The organism is Pseudomonas sp. GW460-12-10-14-TSB1 (assembly GCF_017349775.1).
Classification (GTDB): Bacteria; Pseudomonadota; Gammaproteobacteria; order Pseudomonadales; family Pseudomonadaceae; genus Aquipseudomonas; species Aquipseudomonas piscium.
The window spans coordinates 20,174-45,722 of sequence record NZ_JACNAC010000002.1; the positions used below are offsets into that span (position 1 = coordinate 20,174).

The following is a 25,549-nucleotide window of genomic DNA, read 5'->3' on the forward strand; positions in this document are numbered from 1 at the left end:
GGATCAGTTCCAGCCAGCACGGTCCATCAGGCGAATGGCCTCGGCCTGGCGCTTGCCGGCGACTTCCACCGGCAGGGTGTCAGCCACAAACTTGCCCCAGGCGGCCACTTCGGCAGACGGCGGCACGCTCGGGTTGGCCGGGAACTCCTGGTTCACGTCGGCGAAGATCTTCTGCGCTTCCTCGGTGGTCATCCATTCCACCAGGGCCTTGGCGGCTTCCGGGTGCGGTGCGTGCTTGGTCAGGCCGATGCCCGACAGGTTGACGTGCACGCCGCGGTCACCCTGGTTCGGCCAGAACAGTTTGACCGGCAGATCCGGCTTCTGCTTGTGCAGGCGGCCGTAGTAGTAGGTGTTGACGATGCCCACGTCGCACTGGCCGGCGTTGATCGCCTCGAGCACCGCGACGTCGTCGGAGAACACGTCGGTGGACAGGTTGTTGACCCAGCCCTTGACGATTTCTTCGGTTTTCGCCGCGCCGTGGGTTTCGATCAGGGTCGCGGTCAGAGACTGGTTGTAGACCTTCTTCGCCGTGCGCAGGCACAGGCGGCCTTCCCACTGCTTGTCAGCCAGGGCTTCGTAGGTGGTCAGTTCGGACGGTTTCACCCGCGCGGTGGAGTAGGCGATGGTCCGCGCCCGCAGGCTCAGGCCGGTCCAGGCATGCGAGGCAGCGCGGTATTGCAGGGGGATGTTGGCGTCGATCACCTTGGAAGTGAACGGCTGCAGGATGCCCATCTGCTCGGCTTGCCACAGGTTGCCGGCATCGACGGTGAGCAGCAGGTCGGCGGTGGCGTTCTCGCCTTCGGCCTTGATCCGCTGCATCAGCGGCGCTTCCTTGTCGGTGATGAACTTCACCTGGACCCCGGTTTTCTGGGTGTAGAGATCGAAGACCGGCTTGATCAGCTCGTCGATACGCGAGGAGTAGACCACCACTTCGTCGGCTGCCTGGACAGTACCGCCAATGAGGGTGAGGGCCAGGGCGGTCAGTAGACGCTTCGGTGCCAACATGGGAGCGGTCTCTCGAAATCAAAGGGAAGTAAATGATAAGGACTACTATTTAGCTTCTCAAACTGAACCGGCGGCCGAGGCGTTACGAGATGTTGCTGAAGCCTCGGCAGCGCGGGGTTCAAGAGTGAGCCGCGAGCAGGCTTGCTCAGGCCTTGGCCAGCTCCGGCAAATCCCCGGTGAGGCCCAGTGCCTGGCGCACGAACAGCGCCTTGGCCTCGGGCATCTGGTCGACCATTTTCAGCCCGGTGTTACGCAACCAGCGCAGCGGCAGCGGATCGGCCTGGAACAGCCGTTCGAAGCCTTCCATCGCCGCCATCAGCGCCAGGTTGTGCGGCATGCGCCGCCGCTCGTAACGACTGAGCACCTTGGTGTCGGCCAGGCGTTCGCCGCGGCTGGCCGCCTGCAGCAGTACCTCGGCCAGCACCGCGGCATCGAGGAAGCCCAGGTTGACCCCCTGCCCGGCCAGCGGATGGATGGTATGGGCCGCGTCGCCGATCAGGGCCAGGCCTTCTGCCACGTAGCGCTTGGCATGACGCTGGCGCAACGGCACGCAAAGCCGCGGATCGGCGCTCAACACCGCGCCCAGGCGGCCTTCGAAGGCGCGCTCCAGCTCTCGGCAGAAGTCGCTGTCGTCCAGCGCCATCAGGCGTTCGGCCTCGCTGGGCGTGGTCGACCAGACGATCGAACACCAATCGTGCAGCCCGTCGCGCTCCAGCGGCAGGAACGCCAGCGGGCCGTTGTCGGTGAAACGCTGCCAGGCGGTCCTTTGGTGCGGCTCGGCGCAGCGCACGCTGGTCACGATGGCATGATGCAGGTAATCCCATTCGCGGGTGGCGCAGCCGGTCAGGCGCCGCACCGCCGAATTGGCGCCATCGGCGGCGATCACCAGCGGGGCGCGCAGGCTGCGGCCATCGGCCAGAGTCAGCAGCCAGTCGTCGCCGGAACGGCGCATCTGCTCCAGGCGGGCATTGGCCAGCAGGCCGATGTCGCAGTTGTGCAGGCGCTCCAGGAGCGCGTCCTGGACCACCCGATTTTCAACGATGTGGCCCAGCGCCTCGGCATGCACGCTGGCGGCCGAGAAGTGAATCTGCCCGGTACCGCTGCCGTCCCAGACCTGCATCTCGGCATAGGGGCTGCTGCGCCGCCGGGTTACCCCTTCCCAGACACCCAGGCGTTCGAGAATCCGCTGGCTGGCCGCCGACAGCGCACTCACCCGCGGCTCGAACGGTGCTTCGTCGTCGAAGGGCTTGACCTTCAGCGGGCTGCCATCGAGCAGCAGCACTTCCAGGCCGCTGTCCTGCAACGCCAGCGCCAGGGCGCTCCCGACCATTCCGGCCCCGACAATCAGCAGATCTGCACGCATTTCCATGCTTTAAGCCTGTCTCGCTTGCGGCTTGAGCCGCACGTAAAGGGTTTTGTCGAACCGCGCTACCTGGCTGCCGACACTGTGCTGGATTTCCATGCCCGATCGCGGGCTCAGCCACTCACGCATCGGGACGGGTACCCAGGCCCATGGCTTGCCGCGCGAACCAGCGTTTGGCCGGTGGCAGCAGGTCCAGGCCCAACAGCCCGATATTGCGTCCCAGGGACACCAGCGGCAGCTTGCTGCCGAACAAGCGGGTGACCTGGTCGGAGAAGCCCACGGTCAAGTCCTGGTCCAGACGCTGCCGCTCGCGGTAGGCCTGCAAGATGCTGAAATCGCCCGGCGGCGTCGGGCTGACCAGCAAGGCATCGGCCAGCGCCTGGGCGTCACGCAACGACAGGTTGAAACCCTGCCCGGCAATCGGGTGCAGACTGTGGGCAGCGTTGCCCAGCACCACCAGATGAGGACGCACCTGCTCCTCGGCCTCCACCAGCGACAGCGGGTAAAGATGCCGCGCACCGACCTGTTTCAGGGTGCCCAGGCGATAACCGAAGATCCCCTGCAATTCGCTGAGGAAACTGCGTTCATCCAGCGCGGCCAGGCGCTGCGCGTCCATGCCCAGACGGGTCCAGACCAGCGCGCAGCGGTTCTCCGGCAGCGGCAGCAGGGCCATCGGGCCGTCGTCGGTGAAACGCTCGAAAGCCATGCCGTTATGGGCTTCGCTCGGGGTGATATTGGCAATCAGCGCGCTCTGGTTGTAGGGGCGTTTTTTCACCCCGATACCCAGCTGCTCCCGCAGCCCGGAGCGACCGCCGTCGGCCAGCACCGCCAGTTCGCAGTCCAGGCTGGTTTCATCGTTTAGGGTCAGGCGGTAGCCGTCTTCCAGCGGCTCCATGCGCGTGACTTCGGCCGGGCAGCGCCAGCTCACCACCTCCTTGTCCAGCCCCTGCCACAGGCATTGGCCAAGCCAGGCGTTTTCCACCACATAACCCAGGGCGGGAACGCCCTCCTCCATGGCCGACAGCCGCGCGGTGGAAAACCGCCCACGGTCGGAGACATGGATCTGTTTGATCGGCTCGGCGCGGCGAGAGATTTCCTGCCACACGCCCAGGCGTTGATAGATCTGCCGCGCGCCGAACGACAGCGCCGAAGAACGCGCGTCGTAGCTGGGCTGATAGGTATCGCCCGGAGCGAATGGTTCGATCAGCACGATCTTCCAGCCACGCTCCTTGGCACCGGCCTGCAGGGCCAGGGCCAGGCTGGCACCGACCAGGCCACCGCCGATGATCGCCAGATTGACCCGGTTCATGCTGCGCGGCTCCGTGCGGCGGCCATCAGGGCCTCAATCTCGGCCACGGTCTTCGGCACGCCACCGGTGAGAATTTCACAGCCTTGCTTGGTTACCACCACGTCATCCTCGATGCGCACGCCAATGCCGCGCCATTTCTTCGCCACGTTCTGATTGTCCGGCGCGATGTAGATGCCCGGCTCGACCGTCAGGGCCATGCCGACTTCCAGCACCCGCCATTCGCCGCCGACCTTGTACTCGCCGACGTCATGCACATCCATGCCCAGCCAGTGGCCGGCGCGGTGCATGTAAAACGCCTTGTAGGCTTCGCTGGAGATCAACTCGTCCACTTCGCCCTCAAGCAGCCCCAGCCTGACCAGCCCGGCGGTGATCACCCTGACGGTCGCTTCGTGAGCCTGGTTCCAGTGCTTGTTCGGCGCGATCTCGGCAAAGGCGGCTTCCTGGGAGGCCAGCACCAGCTCGTAGATCGCCTTCTGCTCGGCGGAAAACTTGCCGTTCACCGGCCAGGTGCGGGTGATATCGCTGGCATAACAGTCGATCTCGCAACCGGCGTCGATCAGCACCAGATCGCCGTCCTTGAGCAACGCGTCGTTCTGCTGGTAATGCAGGATGCAGCTGTTGCGCCCGGCGGCGACGATCGAGCCGTAGGCCGGCATCTTCGCCCCGCCCCGACGGAACTCGTAGTCCAACTCGGCTTCCAGGCTGAACTCGTACAAACCGGCGCGGCTGGCCTGCATGGCACGAATATGAGCCTGAGCGGAAATCCGCGCGGCCTCGCGCATCACCTTCACTTCCGCCGCCGATTTATACAGGCGCATGTCGTGCAGCAGATGATCCAGGGCAACGAATTCGTTCGGCGGCTGGGCCCCCAGGTGCGCCTTGGAGCGGATCACGTTGATCCACTCCATCAGGTGGCGATCGAACTCGGGGTTGCTGCCCATGGCCGAATACACTCGGTCGCGGCCTTCGATAAGGCCCGGCAGGATGTCGTCGATATCGGTGATGGGGAAGGCATCGTCGGCGCCGTAGTCGCGAATCGCACCCTCCTGGCCAGCCCGCAGGCCGTCCCAGAGTTCGCGCTCGGCATTACGTTCACGGCAGAACAGGATGTACTCGCCATGCTCGCGACCGGGCATCAGCACGATCACCGCCTGGGGTTCGGGGAAGCCGCTGAGGTACTGGAAATCGCTGTCCTGGCGGTAGACATGCTCGACATCGCGGTTGCGGATCGCCACGGCGGCAGCCGGCAGTATCGCGATGCTGTTGGGTTCCATCTGCGCCATGAGCGCCTTGCGGCGGCGGGTGTATTCCGATTTCGGGATATGGATCATGGGCAGACGGATTTCCCTATCGAACGATCAGTGCAGAGAAGGCTTGGCGGCCGGTTCAACCGTCTTGTTGGTCTCGGTGAACAGCAGCAGCGGGGCGACCCGCAGGTATTCCATCACTTCCATGTAATCGCTTTCGCCGTCGTCGGACTCTTCCAGCGCGTCCTGGACCTGGGCAATCGCCGCAAGGTCCTGCAACACTTCCGTGGCCTCGGCGCTCAGGGCGCTGCTGTCGCGGGAGTTCAGGCCGAAGCCGGTGAGGAAACCCTGGCACCATTGCCCCAGGGCCGCGGCGCGCTCGGCCAGCGGGGCGTCGTCGGTGGGCAGCAGCAGAACGACGGTCATGTCGTCGCTGGTCAGCTCGCCCTTGACCATTTCCTGCAGGCCGATCAAGGCGTTGCGAACATTGTCCTGCGGCTCGCCTTCGAGCAGTTCGGCGGCATCGATCAGCCAGCCGTCGACTTCGAAGCCGGCGCCGGCGCAGCTGCGACCCAGCAACAGGCCATGCAATTCGGCAGGCGAGACAGGGTGACCGCTGCTGCTGAGCAGGGTGGCGAAGGCGTTGTACGGGGAATTCTGAATGGGCATGGGCAGCTAGGCGCCAAGCGGCGCAATGTCTAGAATGGAGGCCTTGTATCCTAGCATCGGCAGACGCGCCAAGACCATCGAGGCCGTCAACTCGTTTGCCCAGGCAGTTGCCACTCATCAGACAAATCCAGTGGGATCCAATGGAAGACACCGATCTGCAAGCGCTGATGGCTAGACTCGAACTGCTAATTGACCGGGTCGAGCAACTAAAGAGTCAAAACGCACTCTTATTAGCTCAGGAAAAGACTTGGCGCGAGGAACGCGCGCACCTCATTGAAAAAAACGAAATCGCCCGGCGTAAGGTCGAATCGATGATTTCGCGCCTCAAGGCCCTGGAGCAAGACTCATGAGTTCAAGCAATAGCGTTACCGTGCAGATCCTCGACAAAGAGTATTCGATCATCTGCCCCCAGGAAGAACGTAGCAATCTGGTGAGCGCCGCCCGGTACCTGGATGGCAAGATGCGTGAGATCCGCAGCAGCGGCAAAGTCATTGGCGCCGATCGTATCGCCGTGATGGCCGCCCTCAATATCACCCACGACCTGCTGCACAAGCAGGACCGCCCTGACGTGCAAGCCAGCGGTTCGACCCGCGAACAGGTGCGCGATCTGCTCGAGCGCGTGGATCTGGTGCTTGCCACCGACACCGATACAACCAAGGCTGATTCCTGAGGGTGGTTGCGGTATAATCCCCACCACTCCCTGGGGTGCTTGCCAGTTGGCGATGTCCCTGAGCCGATTCGCACTACCCTGGAAGTTGCACGTTGGGCCGGTGTGCATGTCCGCTAGACGGAAAGCCTTAACGCCTACTGCATCTTCCGCCTTGAACTTTCGGGTTCAAGGGCTAAGTCGACAGCGGTTCATCCGGGGAGCCTGAATTCTATGCCAATGCCAGCTATGCAAATAGCTGGCATTGTTTTTTCAGCTCCATTTTTTCGGCTTCCGGGTTATTTGATACGCTGTCCTGCCGTACCCCACCCGGACCCGAGCGACCATGACCGAACCGGCGCCGCTTTCCCGCCCGCAACTTCGACGCATGCTGCGCAAAGCTCGCCGCGCCCTCACCGCCAGCGAACAACGCCAGGCCTCTCGCGGGCTGTATCGGCAACTGGCGCAGCATCCGCTGTTCCGCCGCGCCAAGCACATCTCCCTTTACCTGCCCATGGACGGTGAAATCGACCCGCGCCCGCTGCTGCGCGCCGCGCAACGTCGGGGCAAGGCGACTTATCTGCCGGTGCTCAATGCCTGGCCACAGACCAAGATGGTGTTTCAGCGCGTTCGCCCCGGCGAAAAGCTGCGCCCCAACCGCTTCCGCATTCCCGAGCCACGGGTGAGCCAGGCCCGGCAACGCAAGGTCTGGGCGCTAGACCTGGTGCTGTTGCCGCTGGTCGGCTTCGATGAGGCTGGCGGACGCCTGGGAATGGGGGGTGGTTTCTATGATCGCAGCCTGGCCTATCTGGCACGGCGCAAAAGCTGGCGCAAGCCGACGCTGCTGGGGCTTGCCCACGAATGTCAGAAAGTGGCGAAACTGGATCAGGCGAGCTGGGACGTACCGCTGCAAGCAACGGTGACCGACAAGAAATGGTATTTCGCTAAATAGGCGCCACCAGAAGAGAGCGGCGCCTTGGAAGGAATCAACGCTTGTAAGGCTGCTGCTGTTGCGCGAGTTCGACCGGAGCGTCGGTCTTGTTGGCCCACAGGCTCTGCGCATAACCGGTTGTCACTACGCCCAAACCGAACAAAATAACCAAAATCCATAGTAAATCCGGTTTGCGTTGCATCGATTGCCCCCCTCAGGCAAATCACACACGATGACAGCGACGGTTTCCATAACAGGCCGTGCAGCAGCGTCAAGCTTAAAATCCCGGCATTCTGCGATAACGTGAACCGACACGCAAATGCTGGCGTCAACCGACTGTCGGTTTGTCATAAAATTGCCCGACAACTTGCCCGCGCCCCTCTGGAGAGCAAAGAAAATGGCCTATTGGCTGATGAAATCCGAACCGGAAGAACTCTCGATCGAGGGCCTGGCACTCAAGAATCAGGCGCGTTGGGACGGTGTACGCAACTACCAGGCGCGAAACTTCCTGCGCAGCATGGCGGTGGGTGACCAATTCTTCTTTTATCACTCCAGCTGCCCCGAACCGGGCATTGCCGGGATCGGCCGGATCATCGAGGCCGCCTACCCCGACCCGACCGCCCTGGAACCGGAAAACCCGCATTTCGATCCCAAGGCCAGCGCCGAGAAAAACGCCTGGAGCGCCGTCGATGTAGCCCATGTCGAAACCTTCCCCAAGGTGCTGCGCCTGGACTATCTGAAGCAGCAAACCGCCCTCGCCGAACTGCCCCTGGTGCAGAAAGGCAGCCGGCTGTCCGTGATGCCGGTGACCGCCGAACAGTGGGCGGCGGTGCTCGCGCTGCGCTGAACAGGCCGCCAGCGACACTCAGGCAGGCATCCCGCACACAACGTACTAGGCTTGCCCGTTCATTTGACGGACATCAAGTCGCCCAACGACTTGAGCCGCCAGACTAGGACGCTACTGCCGCAGGGATGCCCCAATGCCGACGAATCACCGTTCCTCTCGCCTTTTTGCCTTCGCCTTGCTGGCATTGCTGCTGATCGCGGGCGGCTTTGGTTACTGGAAGTCCACCCTGGACCGCCTGCCCGAAGGCCTGAACATGGGCAACGGCCGGCTTGAAGCCACCGAAGTACAGATCGCCAGCAAGACGCCCGGACGCCTGGCCGAAGTGCTCGTCGACGAAGGCGACAAAGTGTCCAAGGACCAACTATTGGCGCGCATGGACACCCGCACCCTGGAAGCCCAGCGCGCCCAGGCCGAGGCCGACGTGGTGCGCACCCGGGAAAACCTCGCGGCGGCCGAAGCCAATGTGCAGCTGCGCCAGAGCGAACTGCTGCTGGCCACCCAGGAACTCAAGCGCTCCCGGGAACTGTTCAATCGTGGTTACGCCAGCCAGCAGATCATCGACCAGCAGCAAGCGCGCCTGAACACCGGCAACGCCGCCGTCCAGGCAGCCCAGGCCCAGGTCGCCGCGGTGCGCGCCGCCATCGGCTCGGCCAAGGCGCTGGTCGCCCAGCTGACCAGCGAGATCGACGACAGCAGCCTGCGCGCGCCCATCGACGGCATCATCCAGTTGCGCCTGGCCGAACCGGGCGAGGTGCTGGGCGCCGGCGGCCGGGTGTTGCTGCTGATCGACCCGAGCGACCAGTACATGAACCTCTACCTGTCCGCCTCGGTGACTGGCCGCCTGGCCGTCGGCAGCGAGGCACGGATCCTGCTCGACGCCCTGCCCGACCAGCCGCTGCCGGCGAAAATCAGCTTTGTCGCGGCCAAGTCCCAGTTCACCCCCAAGGAAGTGGAAACCCACGATGAACGCCAAAAACTGGTGTTCCGCGTCAAGCTGCGGCTGACCCAACCCAGCGCCGTACCGCAGGCCAAGCCGGGCATGCCCGGCGCCGGCTACGTGCGCACGGCGACCCTGGACTGGCCGGCCAACCTGCAATGAACGAGCTGGCGCTGCAGGCCACGGGCATCAATCACCGTTATGGCTCGCAACAGGCCCTGGTCGACCTTGCCTTCAGCCTGCCCGGCGGCACCCGCTGCGGGCTGATCGGCCCGGACGGCGCTGGCAAGTCGAGCCTGCTGGGCTTGATCGCCGGGGTAAAGAAGCTGCAGCAGGGCCAACTGCAAGTGCTCGGCGGCTCCATCGAACAACGCCGCCATCGCAACAGTCTGTACGCGCGGATCGCCTTCATGCCCCAGGGCCTGGGCGGCAACCTGTATCCCGAGCTGTCGATCCAGGAAAACATCCGCTTTTTCGCCACCCTGTTCGGCCTGTCGAAAAGCCAATGCGAACAGCGCATGCACAACCTGTTGCTGGCCACCGACCTGCTGCGCTTCGCCGAAAGGCCCGCGGGCAAGCTGTCCGGTGGGATGAAGCAGAAGCTCGGGCTGTGCTGCGCGTTGATCCATGAGCCGGACCTGCTGATCCTCGACGAGCCCACCACTGGCGTCGACCCACTGTCCCGTCGGCGTTTCTGGGAGCTGGTGGACGAGGTTCGCCGCCAGCGTCCGCAACTGACGCTGCTGGTGGCCACCGCCTATATGGAGGAAGCCGAGCAGTTCGAGCACTGCCTGATGCTCGACCGCGGCCGGCTGATTGCCCAGGGCTTGAGCCGGGAACTGGCCATCGTCACGCCCAGCGGCAAGCTCGACGATGCCTTCACCCACTTTCAGGGCGACAGCGGGCATGACAGCAAACCATTGGTGATCCCGCCCAGAACCACGGGCGACCAGCAAATCGCCATCGAGGCCCATGAGCTGACCCTGCGTTTCGGCGATTTCACCGCAGTGAACAAGGTCAGCTTCGCCATTGGCCGGGGCGAGATTTTCGGTTTCCTCGGCTCCAACGGCTGCGGCAAGACCACCACCATGAAGGTCCTGACCGGGCTGATGCCGGCCACCGAGGGCAGCGCCAGGCTGCTGGGCAACCCGGTGGACGCCAAGGACCTGGCCACCCGCAAGCGCGTGGGTTTCATGTCCCAGAGTTTTTCGCTGTACGGCGAACTCAGCGTGCGCCAGAACCTGGTGCTGCACGCCCGGCTGTTTGACCTGCCCAAGGCCGAGAGCGGCCCGCGGATCGAGGAGCTGATCCGCCGCTTCGCCCTCCAGGAGATTGCCGAGCAACCCTCCGGCGCCCTGCCCCTGGGCTTGCGCCAGCGCTTGTCCCTGGCGGTGGCGGTGCTGCACCGTCCGGAAGTGTTGATCCTCGACGAGCCGACCTCGGGCGTGGACCCGGCGGCCCGAGACGATTTCTGGCGCCTGTTGATTGAGTTGTCGCGGGAACAGGGGGTGACGATCTTTCTGTCCACCCACTTCATGAACGAGGCCCAGCGCTGCGACCGCATCTCGCTGATGCACGCCGGCCAGGTGCTGGCCTGCGATACGCCGGCCGCCCTGCAGCAACAGTTCGCCGGCGAAACCCTGGAAGCCGCTTTTGTCCGTTGCCTGGAAGACGCCCAGGGCGCGCCGGAACCTGCTCCCCCGGCGACCGCCCAGCCCGAGGTCACCAGCGCCATTCACGGTGACGGTCGGCGCTTCAGCCTGTCGCGCCTGATCGCCGTGGCCACCCGCGAAGGCAAGGAGCTGATGCGCGACCGGGTGCGCCTGAGCTTCGCCTTGCTCGGGGCGCTGTTCATGATGGTGATCTTTGGCTACGGCATTTCCCTGGACGTGGAAAACCTCGCCTTCGCCGTCTACGACCAGGACCAGACACCGCAAAGCCGCGCCTACCTGGAAGCCTTCCGCGGTTCCCGCTACTTCAAGGAGCGGAAGCCGATCCGTGACGCCGCCGAACTGCACCGCCGCCTGCAACGCTCGGAAATCAAGCTGGCCCTGGAGATTCCCCCCGGCTTCGGCCGCGACTTGTACGCCGGGCGCCAGCCCGCGGTGGCCGCCTGGCTCGACGGCGGCATGCCGTTCCGCGCCGAGACCAGTCGCAACTATGTCGAAGCGGTGCATCAAGCCAATATCGAATTGCTGGCCGAACACAGCAGCCCGGCCCTGAGGCGACCGCCCGCGGCCCGGCTGGAAACGCGCTTTCGCTACAACCAGGACGTGGTCAGCGTGAATGCCATCGGCCCTGGGGTGATGGCGCTGATCCTGGCGTTCATCCCGGCGATGCTCACGGCGCTGGGCATCGTGCGCGAGAAGGAGCTGGGGTCGATCACCAACTTCTATGCCACGCCGCTCAAGCGCCTGGAGTTTCTCCTGGGCAAGCAGGCGCCTTACCTGGGCCTGAGCCTGATCAACCTGGCGCTGCTGGTGGCCATGAACCGCTGGCTGTTCGGCGTGCCCTTCAAGGGCAGCGGCCTGACCCTGGCCTTCGGCGGCCTGCTGTACGTGCTGGCCACCACCAGCCTGGGCCTGCTGATCTCCGCCTTCACCCGCACCCAGATCGCGGCGATCCTCGGCACCATGATCATCACCAGCCTGCCGACCATCCAGTTCTCCGGACTGATCGTGCCGCGCTCGTCGCTGGACGGTTCCGCGGCGCTGATGGGGCAGTTGTTCCCCGCCGGTTACTTCCTCGACATTGCCGTCGGCACCTTCACCAAGGCCCTGGACCTGCGCCAGCTGTGGCCGCAGTGCCTGGCGCTGTTCGGGTTCTTCCTCGGGTTCACCGGGCTGAGCCTGGCGATGCTGAAAAAGCAGGAGGCCTGATGCACCGGTTCAGCCACATCCTGCGCCTGGGTCTCAAGGAGCTCACCAGCCTGCGACACGACAGCGTGTTGCTGCTGTTTCTGCTGTACGCCTTCACCGTGGCCATCTATATGCCCGCGGCCGGTTCGGTGATCGGCGTGCACAACGCCAGCGTGGCGCTGGTGGACGAAGATCACAGCCAGCTCTCGCGCCAGCTGGCCGAGGCCCTGCAACCACCGGAGTTCCAGAACCCGGTGCCATTGCCCTACGACCAGCTGGACCAGGTCATGGACAGCGGCCAGTTCACCTTCGTCATCAATGTACCGGCCAACTTCCAGAACGACCTGCTGGCCGGGCGCCAACCCAGCGTGCAAGTGAATGTCGACGCCACGGCCATGAGCCAGGCCTTCATGGGCGCCGGTTATATCGGGCGGATTTTCCAGCGTGAACTGTCGAACTACAGCCAGGCCGACCCGGCGAGCAGGATGCCCGCCCAGCTGACCAGTCGCGCACTGTTCAACACCAATCTGCAGGGCGGCTGGTTTCTGGCGGTGATCCAGATCGTCAACAACATCACCATCCTGGCCATTGTCCTGACCGGCACGGCGCTGCTGCGCGAGCGCGAGCACGGCACCCTCGACCATCTGCTGGTGCTGCCGCTGACCGCCCTGGAAATCATGCTGGCGAAGATCTGGAGCAACATGCTGGTGGTGGTGCTCTGCACCTGGGTGTCGCTGGAGGTGATCGTCAAAGGTGTGCTGGGCGTGCCGCTGGCCGGTTCTCTGGGGCTGTTCCTCGCGGTGACCGCGCTTTACCTGTTCGCCAGCACCGCGCTGGGGATCTTTCTCGCCACGCTGGCGCGCTCGACCCCGCAATTCGGCTTGCTGGCGATTCCGGTGATCATCCCGATGTTGCTGCTGTCGGGCGGCAGCACCCCGTTGGACAGCATGCCACAGTGGCTGCAATGGGTGATGCAGGGCTCGCCGTCGACCCACTTCGTCAGCCTCAGCGCCGCGATCCTGTTTCGCGACGCCGGCATCAGGGTGGTCTGGCCAGACCTGCTGGCCCTGGCGGTAATCGGCCTGCTGTTCTTCGGCATCGCCCTGGCGAGGTTTCGCAGGAGCCTGGCGTCCTGAGGTTGCCTCAGAACGCAGTGGTGACTTGTAGGAGCGAAGCTTGCTCGCGATCAGCCGCCAGGCTGAAATTCGGCGGAGCTTGCACTGTCGCTATCGCGGGCAAGCCTCGCTCCTACGGATCCAGCGTTACTGGATGATCAGGTTGTTGAACAGCAGGTCTTCCACCACCGGCTTGCCGGTTTCGTCGTTCATCACCTGCTGGGTCTGCTTCAGGGCTTCCTGGCGCAGCTTTTCCTTGGCTTCGACGTTGTTCATGGTTTCCGTGGTCTGCTGGGCGAACAGCGCCACCAGCTGGTTGCGGATCAACGGCTCGTTGGCTCTCACCGCCTGGGCGGCGGCATCGCCGGTCACCCGCAGGGCGACATCAGCCTTGTAGACCTTGAGCTTGGGGCCGCCATCCAGACCGTAGTTGCCCACGAACGGTGGGTTCAGGCTGATGTAACTGACTTTCGGTGCTGCGCCTTCTTTGGCTTCCTCGGCCATGGCTGCCATTGGCAGAGACAGGGCCAGCATCAACATGATCCACGCTTTCACAATTCGCTCCTTATCCGGTAGGCGGTCTAGCATAAAGGCCCCTCTGCCTGAGCCCAAGCACAAAGCTTATGGCTGGTTATCAGGCCGGGGCATGCTCGTTGACCGCGTTATTCACCCACCTACACTTATCGGCCATCACTCCCAAAGGAATAGCCCTGATGAAAGCCGTGCTGTGCAAAGCCTTCGGCCCCGCCGAAACGCTGGTGCTGGAAGACGTCGCGAGTCCTGTACCGAAGAAGAACGAAATCCTGCTGCAGGTGCACGCGGCCGGGGTGAACTTCCCGGACACGCTGATCATCGAGGGCAAATACCAGTTCAAGCCACCCTTCCCGTTCTCGCCCGGTGGCGAGGCCGCGGGGGTGGTCGGCGCCGTTGGCGAGAAGGTCGGCCATCTCAAGGTCGGCGACCGGGTCATGGCCCTGACCGGCTGGGGCAGCTTTGCCGAGGAAGTAGCGGTGCCGGGCTACAACGTCCTGCCGATTCCACCGTCGATGGACTTCAATACCGCTGCCGCCTTCAGCATGACCTACGGCACCTCGATGCACGCCCTCAAGCAGCGCGGCAACCTGCAGCCGGGTGAAACCCTACTGGTGCTCGGCGCTTCCGGCGGTGTCGGCCTGGCGGCGGTGGAAATCGGCAAGGCCATGGGCGCGCGGGTCATCGCCGCCGCCAGCAGCGCCGAGAAACTCGCGGTGGCCAAGGCCGCCGGTGCCGATGAGTTGATCAACTACAGCGAAACCAGCCTGAAGGACGAGGTCAAGCGCCTGACCGAGGGCCAGGGCGCCGATGTGATCTACGACCCGGTCGGCGGTGACCTGTTCGACCAGGCCATCCGCGCCATCGCCTGGAACGGCCGGCTGCTGGTGGTGGGTTTTGCCAGCGGACGCATTCCCGAGCTGCCGGTCAACCTGGCGCTGCTCAAGGGAGCCGCGGTGCTCGGCGTGTTCTGGGGCTCGTTCGCCCAGCGCCAACCCCAGGACAACGCGGCGAACTTCCAGCAGTTGTTCGGCTGGTTTGCCGAAGGCAAGTTGAAGCCGCTGGTCTCGCAGGTCTACCCGCTGGGCAACGCCGCCAGCGCCATCAACGATCTTGGCCAGCGCAAGGCGGTGGGCAAGGTGGTGGTCCAGGTTCGCTGAATCCTTCTGCTCTACAGGAGCTTGCCCAAGATAACGGAGTGACTGTCAGCCGCAAGGCGACTGCACACTGCTTATCGCAAGCAAGTTCTTCTCCCCCGCCGCAGCCGCCGGCACCAGAAACGCCCCTTACTTATCTTTAAGCGACATGTTCGTAAAAGAACATGCAAATGCTCCTGTGTTGCGTGCTCCCGGATAAGATGCAGTGCTATTTTCGGTAACGAAACTGTAACATTCGCATCCGCAGTCAAAACAAGAAATTTGGAGCTCTTGAATGTTTGCTTTCTTTCGACCTGCCGCACATCAGGCGCCCCTGCCTGACGAAAAAATAGACAGTACCTACCGCCGCCTGCGCTGGCAGATCTTCGCCGGGATCTTCATCGGTTACGCCGGCTACTACCTGCTGCGCAAGAACTTCTCCCTGGCCATGCCGTACCTGATCGAAGAGGGTTACACCCGCGGTCAGCTGGGCCTGGCCATGTCGGCGATCGCCATCGCCTACGGCCTGTCCAAGTTCCTCATGGGCCTGGTGTCCGACCGCTCCAACCCGCGTTACTTCCTGCCCTTCGGCCTGCTGGTGTCGGCCGGGGTGATGTTCATTTTCGGTTTCGCGCCCTGGGCCACGTCCAGCGTAACCATGATGTTCATCCTGCTGTTCATCAACGGCTGGGCCCAGGGCATGGGCTGGCCGCCCAGCGGACGGACCATGGTGCACTGGTGGTCGCAGAAGGAACGCGGCGGCGTGGTTTCGGTATGGAACGTTGCGCACAACGTCGGCGGCGGCCTGATCGGCCCGCTGTTCCTGCTCGGCATGGGCTGGTTCAACGACTGGCACGCGGCGTTCTACGTCCCGGCCGCCGTGGCCTTGATGGTGGCGCTGTTCGCCTTCGTCACCATGCGCGACACCCCGCAATCGGTCGGCCTGCCGCCGATCGAGAAGTACAAGAACGACTACCCGGAAGGCTACGACGCCAGCCACGAAGAAGAATTCAGCGCCAAGGAAATCTTCGTCAAGTACGTGCTGCGCAACAAAATGCTCTGGTACATCGCCATGGCCAACGTCTTCGTCTATCTGCTGCGCTACGGCGTACTGGACTGGGCGCCGACCTACCTCAAGGAAGCCAAAGGCTTCACCGTGGATAAAACCTCGTGGGCGTACTTCTTCTACGAGTGGGCGGGGATTCCGGGCACGCTGCTGTGCGGCTGGATGTCGGACAAGATCTTTCGTGGCAACCGCGGCCTGACCGGCATGGTGTTCATGGCGCTGGTGACCGTGGCGACCCTGGTGTACTGGCTGAACCCGGCCGGCAACCCGACCATCGACATGATCGCGCTGTTCTCCATCGGTTTCCTGATCTACGGCCCGGTGATGCTGATCGGCCTGCAGGCCCTGGAACTGGCGCCGAAGAAAGCCGCCGGCACCGCCGCGGGCTTTACCGGGCTGTTCGGCTACCTGGGTGGCTCGGTCGCGGCCAGCGCGGCGATGGGCTACACCGTGGACCACTTCGGCTGGGACGGCGGTTTTGTCCTGCTGGTAGGCGCCTGCCTGCTGTCGATGGCCTTCCTGGCCCCGACCCTGTGGCACAAACAGGTCGCCAGCCAGAGCCGCGAAGCCGTTGCTTAGTGGGTCGCTGACTTACAGCGCTTGAGCCGCGCCTCCAGATTACGGTCTGGCATGGCGTGGCTACGCAGGGCGTGCACGGTCTGCTCGACATAATCGCGAGTGGTGCCGTAGCGCCCGCAGGCGTTTTCAAATACCTGGCTCAGCACATGGTCCGGCAGGTTGCCGGCATAGCTGGGCAGGTGTCGCTCCAGAACGAACCCCAAGGCCTGAACCTGGCTACCGTCTTCAAGACGGCAGTTGAGCCAGTGCGGGCGATAGGACGGGTATGGCATCTCGCGCTGCCACAGCGCATACAGCGAGGTTTCCAGCTGTTCTTCCGGCAAGCGGTAGGCGAAGCCGCTGCAGGAACCGCCACGATCCAGGCCAAAGACCAGCCCCGGCTTCTCCGGCGTGCCGCGGTGTTCATGGGACCACAGGTACAAACCGCGATGGTAGCCATGCACCCGCCCGCGCATGCGCTCGACCGCCGAACATTCAGGGCGCCAGATCAGCGAACCGTAGGCGAATAACCAGACCGGCCCGCCCTTGTGGCGCGCCATGGTGGACTGCATCGAGCTGAGGAGCTGTTCGTGGGTGAGCTGCGGCCCCAGGTCGAGCCGCGGCGGGTAAGCCAGATTCAAAAAACTGGATTCAATGGCTGTCATGGCGAATAGCGTTCGGCTCCCCGCGTATAAAGAATTACTTAATAGAACGCACGGCTGTAACTCCAAGACACATATGTTTCAGGTGTTTCAAGGCAAGTTAGGTGCCATCGAAGAGTTTTAACTTTCAATAATGCGTGACATATAACCTACCGGCATTTATCTAATTAAATAAATACCGATGGGCTATATAGGGAGTTATAACGAGGGACAGTCCCGAGAACTCAGGACCGAGGAGCGTAGGCAAATACATCGGCGCGCATCTGGTGCGCATCCATGCCCGCTTCGACCAGCGCGTCCAGGGTCGCGTAGATCATCGCCGGCGAGCCGCTGGCGTAGACATGCACCGCCGACAGGTCGGCGATGTCCTCGCTTACCGCCTCGTGCAGCATGCCGCAGCGACCTTCCCAGCCACAGAGATCGCTGACCACCTTGTGCAGGAACAGGTTGGGCAGCTTCTTCCATTCGTCCCAGTGTTCGATCTGGTAGAAGTCGTCCGGCCGGCGCACGCCCCAGTACAGGTGCACCGGGTATTTGAAACCCTTGGCCCGGCAATGCTCGATCAGGCTGTGCATCTGCGCCATGCCGGTGCCGGCGGCGATCAGTACCAGCGGCCCGTCCGGCAGCTCGGCCAGGTGGGTATCGCCAAACGGCAGTTCGACGCGCACGTTGCCGTTGCGCTGCAACTGCTCGATCAGGCTTTGTGCACTGCTTTCGCGCACCAGTACATGCAGCTCCAGCTCACGCCCGGAGTGCGGCGCCGAGGCCAGGGAGAACGCTGACTTCTCGCCATTCTCCCGTTCGAGCATCAGGTACTGGCCCGCGTGGTAACGCGGCGGCTTGCCAGCTGGCGCCCGCAGGCGGACCCGCCAGACATCGCCGCCGACTTCCAGACACTCGGTGACCTGACACGACAGACTGCGCACTGGCAGCTCTCCCAGCGCAAGGACGCCATCCCACAGCACGATGCAGTCTTCCAGCGGCTCTGCAATGCAAGTGTAGAACTCGCCGTGATCGCGCACATCGCCGGCCTGCAGGACACTGCCCTCCACCAGCAGGGCGCAGCACACATGACAGTTGCCATTGCGGCAGCTTTGCGGGCATTCATAGCCCAGGCGCCGCGCCGCATCGAGAATCCGCTCGCCGGGCAGCGTCTCAAGCACCGCTCCGGAGGGCTGCAAGGTTACACGCATCAATCTATTCCTAACTGATTCCAGATGGCATCGATCCGGCGGGTCACCGCCTCATCCTTGACGATCACCCGGCCCCACTCGCGGGTGGTTTCACCAGGCCATTTATGCGTGGCATCGAGCCCCATCTTCGAGCCCAGGCCGGAGACCGGAGAGGCGAAGTCGAGGTAGTCGATCGGCGTGTTATCGATCATCACCGTGTCGCGCTTGGGGTCCATGCGCGTGGTGATGGCCCAGATCACGTCGTTCCAGTCGCGCGCGTTGATATCGTCGTCAGTGACGATAACGAACTTGGTGTACATGAACTGTCGCAAAAACGACCAGACACCGAGCATTACCCGCTTGGCGTGGCCGGGGTACTGCTTCTTCATGGTCACCACCGCCATGCGGTACGAGCAGCCTTCGGGCGGCAGGTAGAAGTCGGTGATTTCCGGGAACTGCTTCTGCAGGATAGGCACGAATACTTCGTTCAGCGCGACGCCGAGAATCGCCGGCTCATCCGGCGGACGACCGGTGTAGGTGCTGTGGTAGATCGGCTTGATCCGGTGGGTGATGCGCTCGACGGTGAACACCGGGAAGCTGTCGACTTCGTTGTAGTAGCCAGTGTGGTCGCCATACGGGCCTTCGTCGGCCATCTCGCCCGGATGGATCACCCCTTCCAGGATGATTTCCGCGGTGGCCGGCACTTGCAGGTCGTTGCCGCGGCATTTCACCAGCTCGGTGCGGTTGCCCCGCAGCAGGCCGGCGAAAGCGTATTCGGAAAGGCTGTCCGGCACCGGCGTCACGGCGCCGAGAATGGTCGCCGGATCGGCCCCCAGGGCCACGGATACCGGGAACGGCTGGCCCGGGTGTTTCTCGCACCATTCGCGGTAATCCAGCGCGCCGCCACGGTGGCTCAACCAGCGCATGATCACCTTGTTGCGACCGATCACCTGCTGGCGATAGATACCGAGGTTCTGCCGGTCCTTGTTCGGGCCCTTGGTGACGGTCAGGCCCCAGGTGATCAGCGGGCCGACATCGCCCGGCCAGCAGGTCTGCACCGGCAGCATTGCCAGGTCGACGTCATCGCCTTCGATGACCACTTCCTGGCAGATCGCGTCCTTGACGACTTTCGGCGCCATGGAAATGATCTTGCGGAAGATCGGCAGCTTGGACCAGGCATCCTTCAGCCCCTTGGGCGGCTCGGGCTCCTTGAGGAAGGCCAGCAGCTTGCCGATTTCCCGCAGCTCGCTGACCGCTTCGGCGCCCATGCCCAGCGCCACGCGCTCCGGGGTGCCGAACAGGTTGCCCAGCACTGGAATGTCGTAGCCGGTGGGGTTTTCAAACAGCAGGGCCGGACCTTTGGCACGCAAGGTGCGATCGCAGACCTCGGTCATTTCCAGCACTGGGGACACCGGAACCTGGATGCGCTTGAGTTCGCCGCGCTGTTCCAGACCGCTGATAAAGTCGCGCAAGTCGCGATACTGCATGCGTGAGCCTCGTTTTAGCCGTGGCGTTCGGGGCTGGCAGTTTAGCGCCGAACCCGACTGTTCAGAACAGTGAACTGCCGTTCATCAATAATCAGATAGCAAAAAGCCGGGTTTCCCCGGCTTTTGCGGTCCCGCTCGACTTACTTGCGTTTCATCGACAGGAAGAACTCATCGTTGGTCTTGGTCTGTTTCAGCTTGTCGACCAGGAACTCGATGGCGGCGACTTCATCCATAGGATGCAGCAGCTTGCGCAGGATCCACATGCGCTGCAGCTCGTCGTCGGCGGTCAGCAACTCTTCGCGGCGGGTGCCGGAACGGTTGATGTTGATGGCCGGGAATACACGCTTCTCGGCAATCTTGCGGTCCAGAGGCAGCTCCATGTTGCCGGTGCCCTTGAACTCTTCGTAGATCACTTCGTCCATCTTCGAGCCGGTTTCAACCAGCGCGGTGGCGATGATGGTCAGCGAGCCGCCTTCTTCGATGTTCCGCGCGGCGCCGAAGAAACGCTTCGGTTTTTCCAGGGCGTGGGCATCAACACCACCGGTCAGCACCTTGCCGGAGCTCGGGATCACAGTGTTGTAGGCACGGGCCAGACGGGTGATGGAGTCGAGCAGGATCACCACGTCCTTCTTGTGTTCGACCAGGCGCTTGGCCTTCTCGATCACCATCTCGGCAACCTGCACGTGGCGGGTTGGCGGTTCGTCGAAGGTGGAGGCGACCACTTCGCCGCGCACGGTGCGCTGCATCTCGGTCACTTCTTCCGGACGTTCGTCGATCAGCAGCACGATCAGATGAACTTCTGGGTTGTTGCGGGTGATGTTCGACGCGATGTTTTGCAGCATGATGGTCTTGCCCGCTTTCGGCGGAGCAACGATCAGACCGCGCTGGCCTTTACCGATCGGGGCGCACAGGTCGATGACACGACCGGTCAGGTCTTCGGTGGAGCCGTTACCGGCTTCCATCTTCATGCGCACGGTCGGGAACAGCGGCGTCAGGTTTTCGAACAGGATCTTGTTCTTCGCGTTCTCGGGACGATCGTAGTTGATCGTGTCGACCTTCAGCAGTGCGAAGTAACGCTCGCCTTCCTTTGGAGGGCGGATCTTGCCAACGATGGTGTCACCGGTGCGCAAGTTGAAACGACGGATCTGGCTCGGGGAGACGTAGATATCGTCTGGGCCGGCCAGATAGGAGGCGTCGGAGGAGCGAAGAAAGCCGAAGCCGTCCTGGAGGATCTCCAGCACGCCATCACCGGAGATTTCCTCGCCGCTTTTAGCGTGCTTTTTCAGCAGGGAGAAAATCACGTCCTGCTTGCGCGAACGGGCCATATTTTCTATGCCCATCTGTTCGGCCAATTCGAGCAGTTCGGTAATCGGCTTTTGCTTGAGTTCAGTCAGATTCATATAGGAATGACGTAATCATTTATGGAGGGGGGAAATTAAGCTTTTGGCTTAATGATGCCGCGCCGCGGAGAAGGCGACAGGATCGCGTACTTATTCGAAAAGGAGAGCGTCGGCGACGGCTTGCAGGGGGCAGAGGAGAAACCAGTGCGGGGCCGAATGTAACACCTGAGTTTCTGAGCGTCTAGCCCTGAATAATGAAAAAGCCCCGCTATTTACGGGGCTTTTTTGATGCCATTTACAACGACGCTTAGATGTTGGCGTCGAGGAAAGCAGCCAGTTGCGACTTGGACAGTGCGCCGACCTTGGTGGCTTCGACGTTGCCGTTCTTGAACAGCATCAGCGTCGGGATACCACGCACGCCGTGCTTGGCCGGGGTTTCCTGGTTTTCGTCGATGTTCAGCTTGGCAACGGTCAGCTTGCCTTTGTAGGTTTCAGCGATTTCGTCCAGGACCGGAGCGATCATTTTGCATGGGCCGCACCACTCAGCCCAGTAGTCGACCAGTACAGCGCCTTCGGCCTTGAGTACGTCAGCCTCGAAGCTAGCGTCGCTAACGTGTTTGATAAGATCGCTGCTCATGGAAGTCTCCAGGTTGTAAGCAAAAAAACGTGGCCCATCATAGCCGCCCTTCCCGCGTTCAGGAAGCCGGAGTTGATTGACTCTCGCTATGGTGCCCGATGAATTTGGGTATAGCTCAACTGGCAACTATGCGGGGGTGACAAAGGCGATTCCGGTGCGCAGGGCCGCGCCGCGCACATGCTCCTGCATGGCCTTCTGCGCCGCCCCGGAGGCATGCCGGGCCAGCCCGCGCAGGATCTTGCGGTGTTCCTGCCAGGTCTCCATGGCCCGCTCGGGCCGGATGAACGGTAGCTTCTGGCTCTCCAGGAAGATCTCGGCGCTGGTGCTGAGAATGCTCACCATTGCCTGATTGCCGCTGGCCTGCAGGATCTTCTGGTGAAACTCGAAATCCAGCCGCGCCGCCGCCTCGAAATCCGCCGCCCGCAGCTCATTGCGCATCGCCTCGACATTGTCCTGCAGCGCATCCAGCTCATCGGCGGTCAGCGTCACGGCCGCCAGCCCCGCGGCAAAACCTTCTAGGGCGTAACGCAGCTGGAAGATGTCCGTCGGCGAGGCCTGAGCCGCGAACGGCCAGCTCAGCCCCACGCCATTGACCGGCGACTCCGCGGCCTGCACGAAAACGCCCTTGCCGGGCTGCACGCTGATCACGCCCAAGGCGCTCAAGGATGACAGCGCCTCGCGCAACGAGGCCCGGCTAACCCCCAGTTGCACGGCCAGATCGCGCTGCGACGGCAGCGCATCGCCCGGGCCGAAACCGCGCTCAGTGATCAATTGGCGGATGGCTTGCAGCGCCACCTCGGGTACGGCGCGGGAGATCGAGTTCATAAAATTCAGGCTGGCCGGTCCAGGAAAAAGCTAGTTGTAAAGCTATTCGCCGAGCCCGGCAAGTCGTGCCCCAAGGGGGTTCGGGCGCATTGCCGGACGCTCGATAAGGGGGCAGGCAAGCCACCAACTGTTCAGACCAGTAAGACCGAACAAGACCAGCAAAACCCAGCGCTCCAGGGCTTTTTCCGGCGTTTGGCACGGCCTGTGCTGTGTCGCTGCGCAGAAATCACTTCCCGTGAATCCGGAGATTTGCCATGACCAAGCGTTTCAGCGCCCTGCTCTCTGCCCTGTTTGCCAGTCTGATGCTGAGTCAGACGCCCGCCCACGCCAGTGGCCTGGACGATGTCGTCGCCCGTGGCACCCTCAAGGTGGCCGTGCCCCAGGACTTCCCGCCGTTCGGCTCGGTCGGTCCGGACATGAAACCCCGCGGCCTGGATATCGACACCGCGAAACTGCTGGCCGACCAACTCAAGGTCAAACTCGAACTGACCCCGGTCAACAGCACCAACCGCATTCCGTTCCTGACCACCGGCAAGGTCGACCTGGTGATCTCCAGCCTCGGCAAGAATCCGGAGCGCGAGAAGGTCATCGACTTCTCCCAGGCCTACGCGCCCTTCTATCTTGCGGTTTTCGGCCCACCCGAGGCGCCGGTCGCCACCCTCGACGACCTCAAGGGCAAGACCATCAGCGTCACCCGCGGCGCCATCGAAGACATCGAGCTGACCGCCGTGGCCCCGCAAGGCGTGACCATCAAGCGCTTCGAGGACAACAACTCGACCATCGCCGCCTACCTGGCCGGCCAGGTCGACCTGATCGCCAGCGGCAACGTGGTGATGGTCGCCATCAGCGAGCGCAACCCGAAACGCATCCCGGCGATGAAGGTCAAGCTCAAGGATTCCCCGGTCTATGTCGGCGTGAACAAGAACCAGCCGGAGCTGCTGGACAAGGTCAATCAGATCCTCACCACCGCCAAGGCCGACGGCAGCCTGGAAAAGAACGCCCAGCTGTGGCTCAAGCAGCCGTTGCCGGCTGGCCTCTGATCGCGGTCGCGGAGGTTATCCATGGCTTATCAGTTCGACTTTCTACCGGTGCTGGAAAATACCGGCCTGCTGCTGCGCGGCGCCCTGTTCACCCTTGAGCTGACCGCTATCGGCACGCTGCTCGGGGTCGGCCTGGGCATAGTCGGCGCGCTGGTGCGGGCCTGGAAGATCCAGCCCTTCTCGGCCATCTTCGGCGTCTACGTCGAGCTGATCCGCAACACCCCGTTCCTGGTGCAGCTGTTCTTCATCTTCTTCGGCCTGCCGTCCCTGGGGCTGCAGATTTCCGAGTGGCAGGCGGCGGTGCTGGCGATGGTGATCAACCTGGGCGCCTACTCCACGGAAATCATCCGCGCCGGCATCCAAGCCATTCCCCGTGGCCAGCTGGAAGCCGCGGCGGCCCTGGCCATGACCCGCATGGAAGCCTTCCGCCACGTGGTGTTGCTGCCGGCGCTGGGCAAGGTGTGGCCAGCCCTGAGCAGCCAGATCATCATCGTCATGCTCGGCTCGGCGGTGTGTTCGCAGATCGCCACCGAGGAGCTGAGCTTCGCCGCCAACTTCATTCAGTCGCGCAACTTCCGTGCCTTTGAAACCTACACCCTGACCACGCTGATCTACCTGTGCATGGCCCTGCTGATCCGGCAGCTGCTGAACTGGGTCGGGCACCGCTATATCGCGAGGAGCAGCCAATGAGTGATTTCAGCTTCTGGGACATCGTGCGCAACCTGCTGACTGGCCTGCAATGGACCCTGCTGCTGTCGCTGGTGGCCTTTGTCGGCGGCGGGCTGATCGGTTTGCTGGTCATGACCCTGCGCATTTCCAAGAAGGCTTTCCCCAGCCATTTCGCCCGCCTGTACATCGAGCTATTCCAGGGCACGCCGCTGTTGATGCAGCTGTTCCTGGTGTTCTTCGGCATCGCCCTGCTGGGGGTGGATATCTCGCCCTGGCTGGCGGCGGCCATCGCCCTGACGCTGTTCACCAGCGCCTACCTGGCGGAGATCTGGCGCGGCTGCGTCGACTCGATCCCCAACGGCCAGTGGGAGGCCTCGTCCAGCCTGGCGCTCAACCCTTATGAACAGCTGCGCCATGTGATCCTGCCGCAGGCGCTGCGGATCGCCGTGGCGCCCACCGTGGGCTTTTCGGTGCAGGTGGTCAAAGGCACCGCGGTGACCTCGATCATCGGCTTCACCGAACTGACCAAGACCGGCGGCATGCTCGCCAACGCCACCTTCGAGCCCTTCATGGTCTACGGCCTGGTGGCGCTCGGTTACTTCCTGCTGTGCTACCCCCTGTCCCTCAGTGCGCGCTACCTGGAAAGGAGACTGCATGCCTCTGCTTAGAATTTCCGCCCTGCATAAATATTACGGCGACCATCATGTGCTCAAGGGCATCGACCTCAGTATCGAGGAAGGCCAGGTGGTGGCGATCATCGGCCGCAGCGGCTCGGGCAAGAGCACCTTGCTGCGCACCCTCAACGGCCTGGAATCGATCAACGACGGGGTCATCGAAGTCGATGGCGAATACCTCGACGCCGCCCGCGCCGACCTGCGCAGCCTGCGGCAGAAGGTCGGCATGGTGTTCCAGCAGTTCAACCTGTTCCCGCACCTGACCGTCGGCGAAAACGTCATGCTCGCCCCGCAAGTGGTGCAGAAGGTGCCCAAGGCCAGGGCCGCCGAACTGGCGCGGGAGATGCTGAAACGGGTCGGCCTGGAGGAGAAGTTCGACGCCTTCCCCGACCGCCTGTCCGGCGGCCAGCAGCAGCGGGTGGCGATTGCCCGGGCGCTGGCCATGTCACCCAAGGTGCTGCTGTGCGACGAGATCACCTCGGCCCTGGACCCGGAACTGGTCAACGAAGTCCTCAGCGTGGTGCGCCAGCTGGCCAAGGACGGCATGACCCTGATCATGGTGACCCACGAGATGCGTTTTGCCCGGGAAGTGGGCGACAAGCTGGTGTTCATGCACCAGGGCAAGGTGCATGAAGTGGGCGACCCGAAAGTGCTGTTCGCCGACCCGCAGACGCCGGAGCTGGCGAATTTTATCGGGACCAATGAGGCGGTGGGCTGAGATTCCGCGGCGCCTGCCGGATTATTTCGCGAGCACGCTCGCTCCTATAAAAGTCCGTATGCCCCTGTAGGAGCGAGCTTGCCCGCGATCGATCGCACAGCGCTCGG

At 63.1% G+C, this 25,549-nt stretch carries 26 protein-coding genes and 1 other RNA gene; 14 read left to right on the forward strand and 13 right to left on the reverse strand.

Annotation, left to right across the window (positions count from 1 at the left end):
• Nucleotides 1-3 precede the first annotated feature (3 nt).
• The 5 genes from J4D52_RS01580 to J4D52_RS01600 form a co-directional block, all read right to left on the reverse strand.
• Nucleotides 4-1,005, reverse strand: a complete 1,002-nt coding sequence (locus J4D52_RS01580; protein ID WP_016703211.1) for an extracellular solute-binding protein — start codon at nt 1,003-1,005, stop codon at nt 4-6.
• 145 nt (nt 1,006-1,150) lie between these two features.
• The gene (locus J4D52_RS01585) at nt 1,151-2,368 is read right to left on the reverse strand and encodes a 2-octaprenyl-3-methyl-6-methoxy-1,4-benzoquinol hydroxylase (RefSeq protein WP_164485825.1); all 1,218 of its coding nucleotides are present in this window, start codon (nt 2,366-2,368) and stop codon (nt 1,151-1,153) included.
• Nucleotides 2,369-2,489: 121 nt separating this feature from the next.
• Entirely contained in the window at nt 2,490-3,677 is a 1,188-nt protein-coding gene (ubiH, locus tag J4D52_RS01590) for a 2-octaprenyl-6-methoxyphenyl hydroxylase (protein WP_102676172.1), read from the reverse strand.
• Nucleotides 3,674-5,008, reverse strand: a complete 1,335-nt coding sequence (gene pepP, locus J4D52_RS01595; RefSeq protein WP_102676171.1) for a Xaa-Pro aminopeptidase — start codon at nt 5,006-5,008, stop codon at nt 3,674-3,676. The genes ubiH and pepP overlap by 4 nt, the downstream gene beginning before the upstream one ends.
• A 27-nt stretch (nt 5,009-5,035) precedes the next feature.
• A complete protein-coding gene (locus J4D52_RS01600) occupies nt 5,036-5,593 on the reverse strand; it encodes a YecA family protein (RefSeq protein ID WP_009051406.1) in 558 nt (185 codons plus the stop codon).
• Nucleotides 5,594-5,733: 140 nt separating this feature from the next.
• On the opposite strand from J4D52_RS01600, the gene J4D52_RS01605 reads away from it, so the two are divergent.
• The 4 genes from J4D52_RS01605 to J4D52_RS01620 all read left to right on the forward strand — a co-directional run bounded on the left by J4D52_RS01605 (nt 5,734) and on the right by J4D52_RS01620 (nt 7,191).
• A complete protein-coding gene (locus J4D52_RS01605; protein ID WP_044466189.1) occupies nt 5,734-5,943 on the forward strand; it encodes a TIGR02449 family protein in 210 nt (69 codons plus the stop codon).
• On the forward strand, nt 5,940-6,263 hold the full coding sequence (locus J4D52_RS01610; protein ID WP_007926742.1) for a cell division protein ZapA: 324 nt from the start codon (nt 5,940-5,942) through the stop codon (nt 6,261-6,263). The genes J4D52_RS01605 and J4D52_RS01610 overlap by 4 nt, the downstream gene beginning before the upstream one ends.
• Before the next feature lie 24 nt (nt 6,264-6,287).
• Nucleotides 6,288-6,466: non-coding RNA, 6S RNA (gene ssrS, locus J4D52_RS01615), on the forward strand.
• A 119-nt stretch (nt 6,467-6,585) separates the two neighbouring features.
• On the forward strand, nt 6,586-7,191 hold the full coding sequence (locus J4D52_RS01620; RefSeq protein ID WP_063433353.1) for a 5-formyltetrahydrofolate cyclo-ligase: 606 nt from the start codon (nt 6,586-6,588) through the stop codon (nt 7,189-7,191).
• Nucleotides 7,192-7,225: 34 nt separating this feature from the next.
• On the opposite strand, the gene J4D52_RS01625 is transcribed toward J4D52_RS01620, so the two are convergent.
• Nucleotides 7,226-7,372, reverse strand: coding sequence for a hypothetical protein (locus J4D52_RS01625; protein WP_007926740.1), 147 nt, complete (start codon nt 7,370-7,372; stop codon nt 7,226-7,228).
• A gap of 195 nt (nt 7,373-7,567) precedes the next feature.
• Between J4D52_RS01625 and J4D52_RS01630 the strand changes: the two genes are divergently transcribed.
• The 4 genes from J4D52_RS01630 to J4D52_RS01645 all read left to right on the forward strand — a co-directional run bounded on the left by J4D52_RS01630 (nt 7,568) and on the right by J4D52_RS01645 (nt 12,948).
• Complete coding sequence (locus J4D52_RS01630; protein WP_025807088.1) at nt 7,568-8,017, forward strand: EVE domain-containing protein; 450 nt, start codon at nt 7,568-7,570, stop codon at nt 8,015-8,017.
• Between the two features lie 133 nt (nt 8,018-8,150).
• Nucleotides 8,151-9,116 carry an HlyD family secretion protein gene (locus tag J4D52_RS01635; protein ID WP_102676170.1) on the forward strand — a complete coding sequence of 322 codons (966 nt, stop codon included), beginning with the start codon at nt 8,151-8,153 and terminating at the stop codon, nt 9,114-9,116.
• The gene (gene rbbA, locus J4D52_RS01640) at nt 9,113-11,833 is read left to right on the forward strand and encodes a ribosome-associated ATPase/putative transporter RbbA (protein ID WP_102676169.1); all 2,721 of its coding nucleotides are present in this window, start codon (nt 9,113-9,115) and stop codon (nt 11,831-11,833) included. The genes J4D52_RS01635 and rbbA overlap by 4 nt, the downstream gene beginning before the upstream one ends.
• Entirely contained in the window at nt 11,833-12,948 is a 1,116-nt protein-coding gene (locus J4D52_RS01645; RefSeq protein ID WP_025807085.1) for an ABC transporter permease, read from the forward strand. Before rbbA ends, J4D52_RS01645 begins: the two co-directional genes overlap by 1 nt.
• Nucleotides 12,949-13,074: 126 nt before the next feature.
• Here J4D52_RS01645 and J4D52_RS01650 read toward each other — a convergent pair whose 3' ends face one another.
• On the reverse strand, nt 13,075-13,482 hold the full coding sequence (locus J4D52_RS01650; protein WP_025807084.1) for a flagellar basal body-associated protein FliL: 408 nt from the start codon (nt 13,480-13,482) through the stop codon (nt 13,075-13,077).
• Nucleotides 13,483-13,640: 158 nt separating this feature from the next.
• Between J4D52_RS01650 and J4D52_RS01655 the strand changes: the two genes are divergently transcribed.
• On the forward strand, nt 13,641-14,618 hold the full coding sequence (locus J4D52_RS01655) for an NADPH:quinone oxidoreductase family protein (RefSeq protein ID WP_102676168.1): 978 nt from the start codon (nt 13,641-13,643) through the stop codon (nt 14,616-14,618).
• Nucleotides 14,619-14,889: 271 nt separating this feature from the next.
• Nucleotides 14,890-16,239, forward strand: coding sequence for a glycerol-3-phosphate transporter (gene glpT / locus J4D52_RS01660; RefSeq protein ID WP_025807082.1), 1,350 nt, complete (start codon nt 14,890-14,892; stop codon nt 16,237-16,239).
• On the opposite strand, the gene J4D52_RS01665 is transcribed toward glpT, so the two are convergent.
• The 6 genes from J4D52_RS01665 to J4D52_RS01690 form a co-directional block, all read right to left on the reverse strand.
• A complete protein-coding gene (locus J4D52_RS01665; protein WP_025807081.1) occupies nt 16,236-16,883 on the reverse strand; it encodes a gamma-glutamylcyclotransferase in 648 nt (215 codons plus the stop codon). The genes glpT and J4D52_RS01665 overlap by 4 nt on opposite strands.
• Before the next feature lie 221 nt (nt 16,884-17,104).
• Complete coding sequence (locus tag J4D52_RS01670) at nt 17,105-18,073, reverse strand: CDP-6-deoxy-delta-3,4-glucoseen reductase (protein WP_025807080.1); 969 nt, start codon at nt 18,071-18,073, stop codon at nt 17,105-17,107.
• On the reverse strand, nt 18,073-19,539 hold the full coding sequence (gene ubiD, locus J4D52_RS01675) for a 4-hydroxy-3-polyprenylbenzoate decarboxylase (protein ID WP_053263060.1): 1,467 nt from the start codon (nt 19,537-19,539) through the stop codon (nt 18,073-18,075). The genes J4D52_RS01670 and ubiD overlap by 1 nt, the downstream gene beginning before the upstream one ends.
• 140 nt (nt 19,540-19,679) lie before the next feature.
• A complete protein-coding gene (gene rho, locus J4D52_RS01680; protein WP_007926725.1) occupies nt 19,680-20,939 on the reverse strand; it encodes a transcription termination factor Rho in 1,260 nt (419 codons plus the stop codon).
• Between the two features lie 247 nt (nt 20,940-21,186).
• Nucleotides 21,187-21,516, reverse strand: a complete 330-nt coding sequence (trxA, locus tag J4D52_RS01685) for a thioredoxin TrxA (protein ID WP_003206727.1) — start codon at nt 21,514-21,516, stop codon at nt 21,187-21,189.
• A gap of 126 nt (nt 21,517-21,642) precedes the next feature.
• A complete protein-coding gene (locus J4D52_RS01690; protein WP_025807078.1) occupies nt 21,643-22,341 on the reverse strand; it encodes a FadR/GntR family transcriptional regulator in 699 nt (232 codons plus the stop codon).
• A 254-nt stretch (nt 22,342-22,595) separates the two neighbouring features.
• Here J4D52_RS01690 and J4D52_RS01695 point away from each other — a divergent pair, with 254 nt between their 5' ends.
• The 4 genes from J4D52_RS01695 to J4D52_RS01710 are packed head-to-tail and all read left to right on the forward strand — an operon-like array spanning nt 22,596 to nt 25,442.
• Nucleotides 22,596-23,381 carry a transporter substrate-binding domain-containing protein gene (locus J4D52_RS01695; RefSeq protein WP_025807077.1) on the forward strand — a complete coding sequence of 262 codons (786 nt, stop codon included), beginning with the start codon at nt 22,596-22,598 and terminating at the stop codon, nt 23,379-23,381.
• A 21-nt stretch (nt 23,382-23,402) separates the two neighbouring features.
• Nucleotides 23,403-24,071 (forward strand): amino acid ABC transporter permease, encoded by a 669-nt coding sequence (locus J4D52_RS01700; RefSeq protein ID WP_102676167.1) that lies wholly within the window; start codon nt 23,403-23,405, stop codon nt 24,069-24,071.
• Nucleotides 24,068-24,718 carry an amino acid ABC transporter permease gene (locus tag J4D52_RS01705; RefSeq protein ID WP_053281366.1) on the forward strand — a complete coding sequence of 217 codons (651 nt, stop codon included), beginning with the start codon at nt 24,068-24,070 and terminating at the stop codon, nt 24,716-24,718. The genes J4D52_RS01700 and J4D52_RS01705 overlap by 4 nt, the downstream gene beginning before the upstream one ends.
• On the forward strand, nt 24,705-25,442 hold the full coding sequence (locus J4D52_RS01710; RefSeq protein ID WP_102676166.1) for an amino acid ABC transporter ATP-binding protein: 738 nt from the start codon (nt 24,705-24,707) through the stop codon (nt 25,440-25,442). The genes J4D52_RS01705 and J4D52_RS01710 overlap by 14 nt, the downstream gene beginning before the upstream one ends.
• Nucleotides 25,443-25,549 lie beyond the last annotated feature (107 nt).

Coding starts and splice junctions, on each gene's coding strand:
- J4D52_RS01580 (WP_016703211.1), bottom strand. CDS start 1,005: ATGTTGGCACCGAAGCGTCTACTGACCGCCCTGGCCCTCACCCTCATT.
- J4D52_RS01585 (WP_164485825.1), bottom strand. CDS start 2,368: ATGCGTGCAGATCTGCTGATTGTCGGGGCCGGAATGGTCGGGAGCGCC.
- ubiH (WP_102676172.1), bottom strand. CDS start 3,677: ATGAACCGGGTCAATCTGGCGATCATCGGCGGTGGCCTGGTCGGTGCC.
- pepP (WP_102676171.1), bottom strand. CDS start 5,008: ATGATCCATATCCCGAAATCGGAATACACCCGCCGCCGCAAGGCGCTC.
- J4D52_RS01600 (WP_009051406.1), bottom strand. CDS start 5,593: ATGCCCATTCAGAATTCCCCGTACAACGCCTTCGCCACCCTGCTCAGC.
- J4D52_RS01605 (WP_044466189.1), top strand. CDS start 5,734: ATGGAAGACACCGATCTGCAAGCGCTGATGGCTAGACTCGAACTGCTA.
- J4D52_RS01610 (WP_007926742.1), top strand. CDS start 5,940: ATGAGTTCAAGCAATAGCGTTACCGTGCAGATCCTCGACAAAGAGTAT.
- J4D52_RS01620 (WP_063433353.1), top strand. CDS start 6,586: ATGACCGAACCGGCGCCGCTTTCCCGCCCGCAACTTCGACGCATGCTG.
- J4D52_RS01625 (WP_007926740.1), bottom strand. CDS start 7,372: ATGCAACGCAAACCGGATTTACTATGGATTTTGGTTATTTTGTTCGGT.
- J4D52_RS01630 (WP_025807088.1), top strand. CDS start 7,568: ATGGCCTATTGGCTGATGAAATCCGAACCGGAAGAACTCTCGATCGAG.
- J4D52_RS01635 (WP_102676170.1), top strand. CDS start 8,151: ATGCCGACGAATCACCGTTCCTCTCGCCTTTTTGCCTTCGCCTTGCTG.
- rbbA (WP_102676169.1), top strand. CDS start 9,113: ATGAACGAGCTGGCGCTGCAGGCCACGGGCATCAATCACCGTTATGGC.
- J4D52_RS01645 (WP_025807085.1), top strand. CDS start 11,833: ATGCACCGGTTCAGCCACATCCTGCGCCTGGGTCTCAAGGAGCTCACC.
- J4D52_RS01655 (WP_102676168.1), top strand. CDS start 13,641: ATGAAAGCCGTGCTGTGCAAAGCCTTCGGCCCCGCCGAAACGCTGGTG.
- glpT (WP_025807082.1), top strand. CDS start 14,890: ATGTTTGCTTTCTTTCGACCTGCCGCACATCAGGCGCCCCTGCCTGAC.
- J4D52_RS01665 (WP_025807081.1), bottom strand. CDS start 16,883: ATGACAGCCATTGAATCCAGTTTTTTGAATCTGGCTTACCCGCCGCGG.
- J4D52_RS01670 (WP_025807080.1), bottom strand. CDS start 18,073: ATGCGTGTAACCTTGCAGCCCTCCGGAGCGGTGCTTGAGACGCTGCCC.
- ubiD (WP_053263060.1), bottom strand. CDS start 19,539: ATGCAGTATCGCGACTTGCGCGACTTTATCAGCGGTCTGGAACAGCGC.
- rho (WP_007926725.1), bottom strand. CDS start 20,939: ATGAATCTGACTGAACTCAAGCAAAAGCCGATTACCGAACTGCTCGAA.
- trxA (WP_003206727.1), bottom strand. CDS start 21,516: ATGAGCAGCGATCTTATCAAACACGTTAGCGACGCTAGCTTCGAGGCT.
- J4D52_RS01690 (WP_025807078.1), bottom strand. CDS start 22,341: ATGAACTCGATCTCCCGCGCCGTACCCGAGGTGGCGCTGCAAGCCATC.
- J4D52_RS01695 (WP_025807077.1), top strand. CDS start 22,596: ATGACCAAGCGTTTCAGCGCCCTGCTCTCTGCCCTGTTTGCCAGTCTG.
- J4D52_RS01700 (WP_102676167.1), top strand. CDS start 23,403: ATGGCTTATCAGTTCGACTTTCTACCGGTGCTGGAAAATACCGGCCTG.
- J4D52_RS01705 (WP_053281366.1), top strand. CDS start 24,068: ATGAGTGATTTCAGCTTCTGGGACATCGTGCGCAACCTGCTGACTGGC.
- J4D52_RS01710 (WP_102676166.1), top strand. CDS start 24,705: ATGCCTCTGCTTAGAATTTCCGCCCTGCATAAATATTACGGCGACCAT.